Annotated in this window: 11 protein-coding genes; 3 read left to right on the forward strand and 8 right to left on the reverse strand. The window is 45.9% G+C overall.

The window, feature by feature from the left end:
• Positions 1–8: 8 nt before the first annotated feature.
• Positions 9–1,802, reverse strand: coding sequence for an AMP-dependent synthetase/ligase (locus tag ABFW99_RS04385; protein WP_349353233.1), 1,794 nt, complete (start codon positions 1,800–1,802; stop codon positions 9–11).
• 114 nt (positions 1,803–1,916) lie between these two features.
• Between ABFW99_RS04385 and ABFW99_RS04390 the strand changes: the two genes are divergently transcribed.
• Genes ABFW99_RS04390 through ABFW99_RS04400 form a run of 3 tightly spaced genes read left to right on the forward strand, consistent with a single transcriptional unit; the run spans position 1,917 to position 4,174 of the window.
• Positions 1,917–2,354, forward strand: coding sequence for a hotdog fold thioesterase (locus ABFW99_RS04390; protein ID WP_349353232.1), 438 nt, complete (start codon positions 1,917–1,919; stop codon positions 2,352–2,354).
• Between the two features lie 49 nt (positions 2,355–2,403).
• On the forward strand, positions 2,404–3,372 hold the full coding sequence (locus tag ABFW99_RS04395; protein WP_349353332.1) for an oxidoreductase family protein: 969 nt from the start codon (positions 2,404–2,406) through the stop codon (positions 3,370–3,372).
• Entirely contained in the window at positions 3,353–4,174 is an 822-nt protein-coding gene (locus ABFW99_RS04400; RefSeq protein WP_349353231.1) for an inositol monophosphatase family protein, read from the forward strand. The genes ABFW99_RS04395 and ABFW99_RS04400 overlap by 20 nt, the downstream gene beginning before the upstream one ends.
• A 67-nt stretch (positions 4,175–4,241) precedes the next feature.
• Here the strand turns inward: ABFW99_RS04400 and ABFW99_RS04405 are convergent, their stop codons facing one another.
• The 7 genes from ABFW99_RS04405 to hppD form a co-directional block, all read right to left on the reverse strand.
• Positions 4,242–5,888, reverse strand: coding sequence for a class I adenylate-forming enzyme family protein (locus tag ABFW99_RS04405; RefSeq protein ID WP_349353230.1), 1,647 nt, complete (start codon positions 5,886–5,888; stop codon positions 4,242–4,244).
• Between the two features lie 118 nt (positions 5,889–6,006).
• Positions 6,007–7,353, reverse strand: coding sequence for a M24 family metallopeptidase (locus ABFW99_RS04410; protein WP_349353229.1), 1,347 nt, complete (start codon positions 7,351–7,353; stop codon positions 6,007–6,009).
• A 280-nt stretch (positions 7,354–7,633) separates the two neighbouring features.
• Entirely contained in the window at positions 7,634–9,619 is a 1,986-nt protein-coding gene (locus ABFW99_RS04415; RefSeq protein WP_349353228.1) for an LVIVD repeat-containing protein, read from the reverse strand.
• Between the two features lie 36 nt (positions 9,620–9,655).
• Positions 9,656–10,402 carry a DUF305 domain-containing protein gene (locus tag ABFW99_RS04420; protein ID WP_349353227.1) on the reverse strand — a complete coding sequence of 249 codons (747 nt, stop codon included), beginning with the start codon at positions 10,400–10,402 and terminating at the stop codon, positions 9,656–9,658.
• Between the two features lie 110 nt (positions 10,403–10,512).
• The gene (locus ABFW99_RS04425; protein WP_349353226.1) at positions 10,513–12,303 is read right to left on the reverse strand and encodes a M61 family metallopeptidase; all 1,791 of its coding nucleotides are present in this window, start codon (positions 12,301–12,303) and stop codon (positions 10,513–10,515) included.
• 121 nt (positions 12,304–12,424) lie between these two features.
• Positions 12,425–13,585, reverse strand: a complete 1,161-nt coding sequence (locus ABFW99_RS04430; protein WP_349353331.1) for a homogentisate 1,2-dioxygenase — start codon at positions 13,583–13,585, stop codon at positions 12,425–12,427.
• A 72-nt stretch (positions 13,586–13,657) separates the two neighbouring features.
• On the reverse strand, positions 13,658–14,794 hold the full coding sequence (gene hppD / locus ABFW99_RS04435) for a 4-hydroxyphenylpyruvate dioxygenase (protein WP_440707433.1): 1,137 nt from the start codon (positions 14,792–14,794) through the stop codon (positions 13,658–13,660).
• Positions 14,795–14,809: the final 15 nt, after the last annotated feature.

Consider the following 14,809-nt stretch of genomic DNA (forward strand, 5'->3'; position numbering starts at 1 on the left):
TTTAGATCCTAAGATTCTTCCTCTTCTTCTGCGTAAATACTGTCAATTTGCTCTTTATATTTTTTGTTGATCACATTTCTTTTAATTTTAAGTGTAGGTGTGATCTCGCCGTCATCAATCGTGAACTGATCTTTCAGCAACTTGAACTTCTTCACTTGCTCCCATTTAGAAAGCTCCTCGTTCACCTTATCAATTTCCTTCTGAATTCGGTTGATGACATATTTATTCTCTGTGAGATTCTCTTCAGGAAAATCGTATCCCTTTGACTTAAATCGCTTTTTCATGTTTTCCCAGTTCGGGACGATCAGAGCACCACAAAATTTATGCTCACTTCCCACAACCACAGCTTGTTCAATGAACCCACTATTAACCAGTGCATTTTCTATGGGTTGAGGAGCTACATACTTACCCGTCGAAAGTTTGAAAAGGGACTTCTTCCGATCAGTCACAAATAACCAACCATCCTCATCCAGGTGGCCAATATCCCCGGTGTGAAACCAACCATCTTCATCGATAGCTTCATCCGTTTTTTCCGGCATTTTGTAATAGCCTTTCATGATATTCGGGCCTTTCGCCAAAATCTCACCATCTTCGGCAATTTTAATTTCCACGTCTACCAGGGGCTTCCCGGAGGAACCAATTCTGAGTTCACCTACCGGCGGGCCGGTTAGTACCGGGGAAGTTTCGGTTAACCCATAACCGAGTCCGCAGTAAATTCCGATTCCATTCATAAAGCGGGCAATATTGGGTGAAAGTGCAGCACCGCCTACATTCAGGCCAACCAGGTTACCACCAAACATCTCCCGGATTTTAGCATACACCAGCTTATCCGCAATCTTCCACTTCCAGGAAGCCGGTGGATCTTCCGGATCATACTCTTCCGCTAAATTAACCGCCCAGTAATACAGCTGTTTCTTCAGTCCGCTGAACTCCTGTCCCTTTACTTTTATTCCTGTGACAATCTTTTCCAAAAGCCGTGGCACAGTAACCATGTAGATCGGCTTTATAGCCTGAAAATCTTCCCGAATATCTTCCACCTGATCAATGTAATAAGGAGGCACACCTACGTAGGCAAATATATAAGAAGCCGTTCGTTCAAACATATGAGCTAAAGGAAGATAGGAAAGCACTTTGGGTTCATCGTGTTCTGCGGGGTTGAAAGGAAAGATCTCGTGTGAAGCCAGGGCATTTCCGGCTATGTTGTTATGGGTCAGCATCACTCCTTTGGGAACACCTGTGGTCCCTGATGTATAAATCAGCGTGGCAAGATCATCGGGTTGCACATCGCTGCGTAGCTTATCAAACAGATTCGGGTCTTCTTCCCCCTTCTTATGACCCATTTCCAGGATATCTTCAAAAGTCTTGAGCTTGTTATGGTTTGAACCGAGGATGGAGATGATCGCCTTCACGCTTTCGACACCCTTAATCAGCGGCTTGGTTTCTGCAAACACCTCGTCGTTCGATACAAAATGAACTTTCGCCTCGGAATTCTCCAGGATGTATTTGATCTGCTCGCCGGGCTGGGTGGTATAGATAGGTACCACAATTGCTCCCAAAGATAGAATAGCCTGATCAATCACCAGCCACTCGGTACTGTTTTCCGCATGCAACGAAACCTTATCTCCTTTGCGAACACCCAGCTCATACAAACCCATGGCCAGATCGTGCACCATCTGGTTAAAATCATCAATACTTGTTTCAATCCATTCCCCATCCCGCTTCACAGCTGAATAAATCCCTGTTTTATTCTTTTCAATTCCCTCAGAGACGACAGACAAAATCGTGGTAGGTTCGTATTTCATATTATTTTCCTATCATGTTTGCGTGTATTTTCTAATATACACTTTCACTGTTCATTTGAAAGCGGTTCCACTTACTATTTTAATAACTTAACACTGTTAATCAAATTCAACTCTATGTTCATCGAAGAGGAATTAAAAGAGAAAGCTAAAATCTACTTCAACTACTCCCATAAACATATGGGTGATGCTTTGGGGATTGAGTTTCAGCATGTGGCCAAAAATAAAATAGTGGCAACCATGCCCGTTGATGAGAATTCAGTTCAGCCTTTCGGAGTATTGCATGGCGGAGCTTCAGTAGCATTGGCCGAGACTTTGTGTTCAGTAGGCGGCTGGTTTAATCTTGATGACATACAAAAAACGGTTGTTGGGGTTGAGATAAATGCAAATCATATTCGATCTGTGAAAATGGGAGGCAAAGTAACCGGTACTGCACAGCCGGTAAATGTTGGGCGGAAGATTCAGGTATGGGAATGTGAACTCAGGGATGAGCGTGATAAGCTGGTATGTACATCGAGGTGTACCCTGGCAGTGATTAACCGGCCGCGGGATTGACCTATCTCCCCTTCAATCCACAGCTAAATCTTTGCTATCTTTCCGTTCTATGAATGAAATGTTTAAGGCTGTCATCTTAGAGTGTACCGGTGCCACCTCCATATGTGATCAGGAAGTCATACAGGAACTATGGAGTGGCTACGGCAAGATCCTTCGCGTATATCTGGAAGGGGCCTCATTTTCCAGCGTGGTTGTCAAACACGTTCAGGCAGAGAAAGCCCAAGGCCATCCCCGGGGCTGGAACACCGATATCGGCCATCAGCGCAAGCTCAAATCATACGAAGTGGAAACCAACTGGTATGAACAGTACAGCCATCAATCCAAAGCCCGGCTTCCCCGCTGCCTTACCATTGAACATCTGGACGATGAGGTACTCATGGTTCTTGAAGACCTGAATGCTTCCGGTTACCCGCTCCGAAAAAGTTCTGTAAGCTGGCAAGAAATCACTCCTATTTTAAAATGGCTGGCGGATTTTCATGGCAGCTTTCTGGGTGAGATACCTAAAGGCTTATGGGATCAGGGGACTTACTGGCATTTGAAAACCCGCCCTCAGGAGCTGGAAGCACTAAAGGATGAACGCCTGAAAAAGGCAGCACCATTAATAGACGAAAAACTGAAGACCTGCAAATTTAAAACCTTTATCCACGGAGATGCAAAACTGGCCAATTTTTGTTTTTCAGAGCAAAGCGAGGTTGCAGCTGTCGACTTTCAGTATGTGGGCGGAGGCTGTGGGATGAAAGATCTGGCCTATTTTATCGGAAGCTGCCTGGATGAGGATGAGTGTGAAGCTCTCGAGGAAAAAATTCTGGACACTTATTTCTCCTATTTGCAGCAGTCACTGGGTGAGCCTAACCATGCCCTGGAAAAGGAATGGCGATCCCTGTATCGGGTAGCCTGGGCAGACTTCCATCGCTTTTTGAAGGGGTGGAGTCCGGGGCACTGGAAAATCAACAGCTATAGCGAACGAGTAACCAACGAAGTGATAAAAGCCCTTTTGGATGAACCTGTTACCTCTTAAAGAAACAGCCACAGAAGCAGCATTGGCTGCCGGACGTATCATCAAATCTTATATGAATACCCCCATTGATGTGAAGGCAAAGCCGGATGGGGGCAGTAATTATGCTTCTCAAGTCGTTACCAAAGTGGATAAGGAATGTGAAGATGAGATTCTTTCTCATTTACTCCCCACTTGTGAAGTGTATGACCTGGCCTTGCTTACGGAAGAAACCGAAGATGATGGCAGCCGGTTCGAAAAAGATTATTTCTGGTGCGTGGATCCTATCGATGGCACCCTGGCCTTGAGTCGTAACATACCTGATTTCTCCGTCTCTATAGCTCTCGTCTCCCGGGAAGGAACACCCGTGATTGGTGTCATATACGACCCCAGCACTGAAAATCTCTATCATGCTGCAAAAGGGCATGGGGTCTTTGAGAATGATAAGCGCTGGAAACTTCCCGAACCAAATGATTACCTCACCCATATCTCCGACAAGCCGTTAACTAAGACTCCCCGGCCGGATGAGCTGATGAAACATCTTCATCATAAAGTGGGCAAACTGAATTTGACAGGCTTACGGGTACAACAGGGCGGCGGCTCTGTTCTGAACGCTATTAAGGTACTACAACATGCTCCCGCTAATATGATAAAACACCCTAAAAAGGAAGTGGGCGGAGGAAGTCTGTGGGACTTTGCTGCTTCCGCCTGCATTTTTCATGAACTTGGCTTCCGTGCTACTAATTTTAAAGGAGACCCGCTGGACCTGAACAGAAAAGACAGCACCTTTATGCACCATGAAGGAGTATATTATGAATGCGTTTAACCGAAAACGGGCCTAATATCTTTGCAATCACGCTAAATGAAAAACCAACAGGTTTTACGTTCTATCCTTATTTCCTGAACTGCTCCTCTTTCCATTCCTCAAACAAATGCGCCACTTTCAATCGCTGGTATTTTCCGGTGGAGGTTACCGGAAGTTCTTCTCCGAATACCACTACTTTTGGTGTTTTCGAGAAGGGCAGATGTTGTTGGCAGAAGTCTAAAATAGCTTGTTCATCCTTTTCGACACCTTCTTTGAGCTGAACATATGCTCCAACTTCTTCTCCATACCAGTCGTTTTCGAAGCCCACGGCAATGCCGGCTTTTACCCCCGGAGCTTTATTAATTACTTCATCAATCTCAAGCGGAGCCAGGTTAATACCACCACGAATAATGAGTTCTTTTAATCGGCCGGTGATGAAAAAGTAAGGATTGCCCTCATCGTCTTTTTTAATGAAGCCTTCGTCACCACTTCGAAACCAGCCGTTCTTAAAGGCCGACTCATTGGCCTCCCGGTTGTTGAAGTACCCTTTCATCACATTTACCCCGCGAATCACGATCTCACCTCGCTCGCCTTCAGGAACAGAGTTTCCGTTTTCATCCTGAATATCCATTTCGTTGGCCGGAACCGGAATGCCTATACTTGGATAGCCAAAATCACGCATCCACTTGTTATGCTCAATTTCTGATTGTTCAGCAGGAATAAAGCATGAGTAACAAGTGGTTTCGGATAATCCGTATCCATGTATGATGGGGATTCCGAATTTCTCCTCAAAGCTTTGAGCTACCTTTACCGTCAATGGTCCTGCCCCGCAAATAATATGGCGGAATTGTTTGGTATCAGGAGCCTCTTTTCCTTCATAGTAATTGGTAAGGTACTGCAGCAAAGTGGGTACCACACTCACAATATGAACTTGCTCTTCCTCAATGGCTTTGAAAAAATATCCCGCACTGAACTTCTGATTCAACACAGTGGATCCACCCACAAAAAACGGCGTTATCATGGTTACCACCGTACCATTTACATGATGAATAGGCAGCACACACATCATTTTTGTTTGCCCATCAATGTTATGCCATTGACTTATAGTTCGGGCATCCTCAAGCAAATTACGCTGAGTTAAAACAACACCTTTGGGATTTCCGGTGGTTCCTGATGTGAATACAATTAAGGCTTCAGATTCGACATCTGCCTTTGCTTCGCTTAGCTCCCCTTCTCTCACTGAGAAAGAATCAACTGAGTCATCACAAATCACGACTTCTATATCGCCAAGTTGTTTGTCTTCATCGATTACAGACTGAATACGTTCTGCATATTCATCCCGGACCAGAGCCAGTTTCACTTCGGCATTATCCAGGATATATGAAATCCGGTTATCATCTTCTCCGAGGTTTACCGGCACTACCACCAACCCACAAAACCAGGCTGCAAAGTACTGAACCACCGTATGCCAGTGATTATGGGAAATGGTCGCGATTTTATCTCCCGGCTGAAGTCCTTTGGCTTGATAAAACCTTGCCGTATTTAGAACATGCTCATAGAATTTCCGGTAAGAGATTTCTGTACGATTCTGACCGGCATCCCTGTAAGTAAGGTACGTTTTGTCGCTTCCTATTCCCTGTTTCAACAGGCTAAAGAAATCATCCTGCAAATCCTCCGGTGGATTTCCGAGAGATCGGGCATGTAGAATTTTATCTTCTAAGGTATTGAATTCCATGATGCTTCAGCTTTTTTTAAATGGTAGCGGATGAGCGTTAGAAAGGCAAGAAAGAATAGTACTCAGGATTCAGAACACAGGAAACAGAATCTGCTTTACTGAGTCCTGAGTTCTCCGCTTACTGTTTTGCCGGGACTCTTGGAATCATCATAATTTCCCGTTGGCGGCCGTCAATGTACCATACTCCCGATTCATCGAAAAAGGCATCTTCTTCCAGCATAATGCGGATTTCTTTACCCCACTCCTCGATGTAAGTTGCTACATTCAACTCAATGGAATAAGCTGTATTCAATTGCAGCGGATAGTCGCCGTCACCCGGTACGCCACCCTGGGCATCCCACATACCAAGCGTAGTACCAGCTGCATGGCCATGATAGCCAATGGGGTGGGTATAGATACTCGGTTTGAGTCCTTCTTCAATAGCCTGCTCTCGTGACATTTTCAGCACTTCGTTACCGGTCCGCCCTTCCTTAAAATTATTGGTGAAGATATCCTGTAGGCGATTCCCATTTTCAAAAGCTTTGACCAGATAATCCGGGACTTTGGTTTCTCCCGATCGAAGCACATAAGCGTGCTGCTGAGTATCCGTATTGAGCCTCAGGTATTTAATCCCAAAATCTACGTGCAGCAAATCTCCCGGCATGATCACGTTTTCTCCGGGACGGCTGTCAAAGGTTCTCAGGTGATCAAAAGATTCAGGGTCAGCCCGCTGGATGGATACACTGGGATGAAACCAAGTGATCAGCTTCAAATCCCTGATCTTTTCGCGGTACCACCAAACCACATCCTCTGTCGTTGTTATACCGGGTTGAATCACTGCATCCGAAAACCCTTCAGAAATAATTTCATGAGCAATTCTAACTATCTGAGGATACACCTGCATTTCTTTCTCAGTTCGGGTTTCCAGCCATCGTACGGCCAGCTTCTCGGCCGAAACCAATCGATCGGTATATTTCTCGCCAATCGCTTGTTTCATTTCCTCGTAGTCGGTAACCACCATGCCATCTGCGTGTCCCCAGATTTCCGAAATATTGATTCCAATCCGCTCTGGGTCTCTTTCCTCAATAATCTCTTTAAGCCGCTTCCATTGGTTGGGCTCCTTCTCCTTATCCCATGCTTTCTTAAAGACCTCTCCCACATCATATCTGGCCACCGCCAGTGTTTCTACTCCTTTTCCGGGACCCAAATCGTGCATCACCAAAATGGTTCGTCGCCGGGCAGCCAGCCAGGTTGCCGGAAGCATGGTTTCAATCACCGGATCTTCATTATACTCCCTCGAAACCACAATCCACATGTCGATGTCGGTCTCCCTCATCATCTCCGGCAGATAATTCTCGACTTTATCTTTTAGCATGTCATTGATGACAGCGGCCCGTTCTTTCATTGGCAGAACATGCGGATAGTTTTGGGCTGTAAGAGGAAGGGAAAAAATAATCAGCAGGGTGAAGGTCAGAAGTCTTTTCATGGCTTGAGTGATTTTTAAATTTGCAGAATATGGGGATGGATGGGCAGAGGTGCAACTTTGATACCCCGGGTTTGTTGTTCGTAGCTCATTTTTCTTTGTCATTCCTCAAACGCAGGGATCCGGTTTTTCTAAAAAGAAATTGACCCTAAAAACCATTTAGATTTCGGGCATACGCCGCGAAATGACCTGTTGGTAAAACTTCAACCATAACATAATAACAAAAAACCCCGGATCAGCTTTCGCTAAACCGGGGTTAAATATATTTATCTGTGATCCGGATTTACATAGAAGCCAAATCTCGAAGTGTTTCAGCCAGTTTTCCTGCTTTTGAAGTAGCTGAACCGTCAATTCCATCAGCTAACTCAGCCAGTATTGCTGATTTATCTGAGCCGGATGACTTCTCTGCGTTCGCAATGCCGGATCGGAGTGCTGAAATTTCTGATGCACTCATTTCTCCATCTCGGTCAAGCTGATCTACGTAAGCTTTGGCTAACGCATAGGTTGTAGGCCATTCAAACATAGGCTGTCCCTGAGCGTTCAGGTAATCAAGCGTTACGGTATTAGCCGCGTCGATTTCATTCTGAGTAAGCAATGGGTTGGCTTCCAGTTCAAAAATATCCAGTCCGCGGGCAATCTCAGAGTTTATAATCATTCCGTTATACCAATATACCGACCAGCTTCCACCGTTCGCCATGCTGGTAGAATCAACCGGACCACGATCATGGAAGGCAATTTCAACCGGGTTGGAAGGATCTGTCCAGTCAAACACGGAAATACCACCCTGATACCACGACTGCACCATAATCTCACGTCCCGGTACCGGAATCAGAGATCCGTTGTGAGCTACGCAGTTTTCCTCCGTTGTTTGTGGTGCAGGTAGTTTATAGTAACTCTCGAACTCCATCTTATTGTTCTCGTTGATGGTGAACAGAGCATTTGCTCCCCACTCATACGGATCCGTTTCACGGCATTTTGGCTGACCGCCACCGCCCCACTCATCCGTAAACAATACTTTACTTCCATCGTTACTGAAGGTAGCTGAGTGCCAGTACGAGAAGTTAGAGTCGGCAACTGCATCAACCCGCTTAGGGTTAACAGGGTCAGAAATATCCAGTAAGAGTCCGTAGCCTTCACAAGCACCACCGGCTAAACCAATCTCGGGGTACAAGGTGATGTCGTGACACTGGTTTGGTCCGCGATCGTCTTCCTCATCTCCGCCAACTCCAAACTGCTGGTCTACCATCGTCTGGATATTTTCACGAAGATATGCACTGTCGGCCGCTGTAGGTTCGGCACCTTCACCGCCTCGTTGTTGGGCAATATTCGACAAAATCATTCTTACATACCGACCAGGAATCACACGTTCCTGTCCAAAAATTTCCGCAGTGAAAGCACCTTCGGCTTTTGCTTTTTCAAGTGCCGCTTTGTCGGCCGGAGCCATGCCGTGTGTTGGTGCAGCTGTCAGGTTTTCGAAAATTCGGGGAGAATTTACAATCGCTGCTTCTTCCGGATTATCAAGAGGAACTTTGATTACTTCAATCCTGAATAATGCTGAATTTGGATCATCATCAGGCATGGCGGCTGAACATCCCGGCAGTTCTTCATTCGGACGTACCGGTGCAGAACCTGACACATAAATATAAACGTTATCGTCGTCTTCAGGGTCTTTCAATACGGAGTGCGTGTGCGATCCGCGACAAGTCTGAACGTTGGACACGTATTTGGGCTCTTTAACATCAGAAATGTCAAAAATCCGGATTCCGCGAAGTCGTTCTTCACTTACGGTTTCCTGAACACCTTCGGTGCCACAATCAAGTCGGCCGCCTAATCCTTCACCAGATACAAAAAGAAGGTTTCCATAAACGGAAACGTCACTCTGTGAAGCAGGACACAGGTAATCAACCACCAATTCCGGAGATCGCGGGTTGGAAACGTCCCATACAATCACGCCATTATAATTCCCCTGAAAAGCATAGTTACCTTTAAAGGCCAGGTCAGAGTTCGTTACACCCACAAAATCTTCAGGCGGAGGTGTTTGGGACAACATATTCAGATTCCAGCTGGCTTCTTCGGCATCAAATAAACCTGCTTTCAGTCCTACCCGCGGGTCGGGACTTGGTGGGTTTGCTTCCGTTACAGGCTTGGGTTCAATAGATGGCATCATAGACGGTGAGCTTGAATCGTCCATCATAGAAGAAGACGAACACCCATAGGCACCAATCAGCACCGACACCAAAAGAGTCAGAAATAGGTTCGATTTTTTCATAGTTACTTTACTGTGTTTTTGTTGACGTGATATTCTTTATTGGTCATTAGCTGCAGTCATCCGATCCAGCATCAGCTGCATGCGGTCAATTTCCGTTCGCTGATCTACCTGAATGTCTGATGCTAAACGGAATGCGGCATCGTCCTGAGCAGCACCATCGGTACCAAATAATTTGCTAACCATCGTTACCGCCCCTTTGTGGTGGTCGATCATATATTTCAGAAACAGGCGATCGAATTCATCGCCGGTGGCTTCGCTGAGTTCCTTGAGCTGCTCCGGCGATAACATCCCAGCCATATTGGTATGGTCCATTTTCATGTGATCTTCCCCAAGCCCGTGAATCATCAGCTTCAATCCTTCGATGTGCACTTCAGGAACCGGCTGATCGCGATCGCGGAGCCAGGTTTGCATAGACCGGATTTCATCTTTCTGAGCGTTGATGATACGCGCGGCCAGCGTCTGTATTTGAGGACTGGCATTATTTTCGGGTGCCAATCGCGACATGATTAAGGCTTGAGCGTGATGGGCAATCATTCCCGTCATGAATTTTACATCGGCTTTGGTGAAATTCATTTTGGCACTGTCGCGGCGAGCCCAGTACAAGGCTTCCATTTCAGCTTTAGTCATTCCGGAATCATTATCTACGCTTTGTTCTGTGGCAGAATCCTGATCAACTTCTGAACTGTTGTTTACCGATTCCGAGCTTTTGCAGGCCGATAATCCCACTACTAATGCAATTAAAAAAAATGACTTAGCTAACTTTACTAAGAAACAACTCTTCATATACTCAATATCCATTACATATTAACTTTGCAGAATCTATCTCCTCATGAAAAGGACGGCTAATTATAAGAGCATTCGGAGTGAAATACCATGATAGGATTTAATTGGCATTAATTTTTAAGCCATGCATCCCTTCGTTGTTTGGTATTTCTGCCCGCCTTTTGATTAAGCTCTGATTTAAGAGACGAATCTTCGGCCAGAGTCACAGAAACTGATTTCTCTTCTCCCCAACGGGTAAAAGTAATCTCGATTTCATCTCCGGGGTTGTATTCGTTAAGAATATCATCCACACTTTCCACTTCACTCAAAGCTGTTCCGGCGATAGAAGTGATTTCATCTTCCGACTCAATACCTGCTCTATAAATTGGTGAGCCGATCAATGCATTAGACCCCAGCTTCCCGACTCCATCTTCAATTTCAATATCGGTTCCGAGCACCGCTTTTCCTGGATTAGCTTTGGTCAATGTGATTCCGAAGTCAGTCAACAGGCTTTCATAATCCGGCAGCTGACTGTCAAAGATATAGTTATCAAAAAACTCTTTGGCAAAATCCTCTCCTGCATACTCGGCTAAAGTTGACTGAACATCCCGGTTGGTATATGGAACTTCTGTTTTGCCGAATTTCTGCCACATCAGCTTCATGAGATCATCCAGATTCTTATCGCCATTCATTTTTCTGAGGGAAAGATCCAACCCAAGCCCCAGCACACTTCCATACGTGTAATAGGAAATGAAGGTATTAGTTTTATTCTGGGGATCAACCGATGTAGCAGCATCCACAAACGGTGCCTGATAACTCATTTCAATCGGAGAGAAAAACTGCCGACCGGGACGATTGATCACATAATTCAACCCGCCATCCAAAGCTTCCGCATATTCTGCTGCGGTGTTAATTCCAGCCCTCTGCAAAATCAGGTCGTCGTAATAGCTGGTGAAACCTTCGGCAAACCAAAGCTCGCCACTCATGTTGGCTTCCTCAAAATTAAACGGCTCCAGGCTGGCCGGACGAATACGCTCCACATTCCAGACATGAATAAATTCATGAGATACCGTCCCCAGGCTGGTATTCCCAAGCGGTCGGTCTATGGGTTTAGAGTTGGTCACAATAGTAGAATTCCGGTGCTCCATTCCGTCTCCGCTTGCATTGGGCATAAAGCAATTCAGAAATACGTACTCACCGTAATCAAATTCAGGCAGCTCTCCGAATACGTTAACCTGTGCGTTCACGATGGCCATCACTTTACCAAAGTATTCATCTACTTCTTCATCCGTGGCCGGAGCATGCAAAGCCATCTTAATCATCTGCCCGTCAATGGCTTCCTGCCGCTCGTGGAAGTCTGCAATCTCTACCGGACTGTCGAGGAAATAATAGAGGTCGGGCGCGTAATAAGTCGTTCCTTCGAGGGGTTTTAGCTGTGTTGCCACTTTCCAGTTCAGATCTTCACGCACATCAAAAGTAATTTCAACCGGGCGGTGTTCGTAATTCCTGGCCCAGGCGAAAGTCGCCGGCATGTTGAGGTGGGCATGGGTTTCATCAACCTGTGAATAGGTTCCGTCTCCCCGATTGGCAAACAAAGTGTATTCAAACTTCACGGTTCCATCGTGTCCGCTTATGTTCCATTGATGCGGATTTGGTCGTGTCACTTCCAGCACATTTCCCTTGCTGTCGGTGGCCTTTACCCCATACACATTCTTGGCAAATTCATGGAGAGCGTATCGCCCGGGAGAAGTCCGGCTCATTCGTAATTCCAGTACTTTATTCTCCAGATTGGTATAAGTTACCGAAATCTCGGCTTCGTGATGAACCGCGTTTTCGAAAGAGATTTCGTATTGGGTGGTCGTTTGGGCAGAGAGTGATACAGTGAGTAGTGAAAGAGTGAGCGATAGAATAGCTGTTCTCATGTCGAAATTTTAAGTTTTAAAATGGATGGGCGGGAATATGAAGAGGATAGGTATTAGTTACAAGGTTTTAGGTGTTAGGTTTTAGTTAGTTTCTAAAACCTAACACCTTGCATCTAAAAACCTACTTATCCTCCAGCCAGGAATATGGATAACTCGGATCATCCAGCCGCATGGCTTCTTCCGTCACATACATCGGATGGAAAGTGTCGATCATGACGGCATATTCGTCGGTTTCTTCGGCACCGATGCTGGCTTCGGCTTTGCCGGGTTGCGGTCCGTGTGGGATGCCCCCGGGATGAAGTGTGATATCCGCATAGCCGATGCCTTCCCGGCTCATGAAATCCCCCTCCACATAATAGATCATCTCGTCGGAATCTACGTTGGAGTGGTTATAGGGTGCAGGAATGGACTCCGGATGATAATCAAACTTACGGGGACAGAAACTGCACACTACATAATTATGGCCACGGAAAGTTTGGTGAACCGGAGGTGGCTGGTGAATGCGCCCGGTGATTGGCTCAAAGTCTTTAATGTTGAAAATCCACGGGTACAGGTATCCATCCCAGCCAACTACATCACAAGGATGGTGATCGAAGGTGTAATGATGAAATCGCCCGCCTTTTTTGATCCGAACCTCAAACTCGCCTTCTTCCGGGAAGAATAGTTGCTCGGAAGGAAGCCGGAAATCCCGCTCGCAGAACGGTGAATTTTCCATAAACTGCCCCATCTCGGAGAGATAACGCTTAGGGAATTCAATGGGTCCGGTAGATTCAGCAAATAAAAAGCGGTTCTCATCTGTCTCAAAATTCATTTGATAGGTGGTACCGCGGGGAAGGAATATGTAATCGCCATACCCAAAATCGAGCCGGCCAAAAACAGACTGAATATGTCCTTCACCTTCATGGATAAACAACAGCTCATCATGTTCTCCATTACGGTAGAAATAATCCATATTACCGGTTGGCCTGGCCGTTCCAATCTGAATATCGTTATTGAACATCAACACTTTGCGGCCGGTAATGGGGTCTCCTCCGGCGGGGACGTCCTTCGTCTTCAATAACCGGTGCCGGAGCGTTTTTTCATCCGCTTTTTTAACAATAACCTCTGCCCCCTCTTCAATCTTTACTACCCGTGTTGGCATATGATGGTGATAAAGCAGCGAACTGTTTCCATGAAAGCCCTCCGCTCCGAAAAGTTCTTCCGTATATAGCTCTCCATCCGGTCGCCGAAAAATGGTATGTCGTTTATGCGGGATCTTCCCTAATGCGTGGTAGTACATAATGATTAATTTTGAATGTTAAATGTTAAATGTCGACTTCTTCCATTTAACATTTATGCATTGAGCATTTAAAATTTAAAGGTTGCCTCTGGCGTCTTGTTCGCGTTCGATGGCTTCGAAGAGGGCTTTGAAGTTTCCTTTTCCGAAACCACGGGCGCCTTTTCGCTGAATGATCTCAAAAAATAACGTTGGACGATCCACAACCGGCTTGGTAAAAATCTGAAGCAGATATCCTTCATCATCACGGTCCACCAAGATTCCCAAGTCCTCCAGCTTATCAATAGGCTCATCAATCTTACCTACCCGGCCTTCCAGCTCTTCGTAATAGGTAGTCGGCACTTTCAGGAACTCAACACCGCGGTCCCTCAGCTTACCAACGGTATCGATGATATCACCTGTGAGCAAAGCCACGTGCTGCACACCCGGACCTTCAAAGAAATCCAGGTACTCTTCGATCTGGGATTTCTTCTTCCCTTCTGCCGGCTCGTTAATCGGAAATTTTATCATTCCGCGTCCACCGGCCATTACACGGCTCATCAACGCTGAATATTCTGTTGAGATGTCTTTGTCATCAAAACTAATGTATTGGGTGAAGCCGAGCACATCGCGGTAAAAGTCCACCCAGTCTTCCATTCTGCCAAGCTCAACATTACCCACACAATGATCCACAAACTCAATTCCAACCGGGTCTGCTTTCACCAGGCTTTCTCGGGGTTGAAATCCCGGCATAAACAGACCATTATATTCAGAGCGATCAATAAATGAGTGAATTACATCGCCATAGGTTTTAATGGCTGCCTTTCGGATGGTTCCGTGTTCATCTTTCATATCATGAGGCTCCAAAACCGGTTCAGCTCCACGCTTCACGGATTCATTAAAGGCACGGTCCACATCCTCCACATGCATGGCAATGTCTTTAATTCCATCCCCGTGCTTTTGAACAAACTCTGCAATCGGTGAATTGCTGTTCAGGGGAGCCGAAATCACAAACCGGATATTTCCCTGCTCCAAATAATACGATGCCCGATCCCGGATGCCCGTTTCCAAGCCGGAATAGGCTTTCAGTTCAAAACCAAAGGTTGTGATATAGAAGTGAGCAGCCTGTTTGGCGTTGTTTACATAATGTTCCACATAATCCACATCCTGCAGTCCAAGATGGTCATCAAATTTCTCTTCAACGGGTCGTTCTATAGTATCGGGTTGATTAGCCATAATAACACTTATCTG

Origin of the sequence: Gracilimonas sp. BCB1, from assembly GCF_040117685.2 — a bacterium.
GTDB lineage: Bacteria > Bacteroidota > Rhodothermia > Balneolales > Balneolaceae > Gracilimonas.

What these genes read in the sequence shown, in the direction of transcription:
- ABFW99_RS04385 (WP_349353233.1), bottom strand. Translation starts at nt 1,802, where the DNA reads ATGAAATACGAACCTACCACGATTTTGTCTGTCGTCTCTGAGGGAATT.
- ABFW99_RS04390 (WP_349353232.1), top strand. Translation starts at nt 1,917, where the DNA reads ATGTTCATCGAAGAGGAATTAAAAGAGAAAGCTAAAATCTACTTCAAC.
- ABFW99_RS04395 (WP_349353332.1), top strand. Translation starts at nt 2,404, where the DNA reads ATGAATGAAATGTTTAAGGCTGTCATCTTAGAGTGTACCGGTGCCACC.
- ABFW99_RS04400 (WP_349353231.1), top strand. Translation starts at nt 3,353, where the DNA reads ATGAACCTGTTACCTCTTAAAGAAACAGCCACAGAAGCAGCATTGGCT.
- ABFW99_RS04405 (WP_349353230.1), bottom strand. Translation starts at nt 5,888, where the DNA reads ATGGAATTCAATACCTTAGAAGATAAAATTCTACATGCCCGATCTCTC.
- ABFW99_RS04410 (WP_349353229.1), bottom strand. Translation starts at nt 7,353, where the DNA reads ATGAAAAGACTTCTGACCTTCACCCTGCTGATTATTTTTTCCCTTCCT.
- ABFW99_RS04415 (WP_349353228.1), bottom strand. Translation starts at nt 9,619, where the DNA reads ATGAAAAAATCGAACCTATTTCTGACTCTTTTGGTGTCGGTGCTGATT.
- ABFW99_RS04420 (WP_349353227.1), bottom strand. Translation starts at nt 10,402, where the DNA reads ATGAAGAGTTGTTTCTTAGTAAAGTTAGCTAAGTCATTTTTTTTAATT.
- ABFW99_RS04425 (WP_349353226.1), bottom strand. Translation starts at nt 12,303, where the DNA reads ATGAGAACAGCTATTCTATCGCTCACTCTTTCACTACTCACTGTATCA.
- hppD (WP_440707433.1), bottom strand. Translation starts at nt 14,794, where the DNA reads ATGGCTAATCAACCCGATACTATAGAACGACCCGTTGAAGAGAAATTT.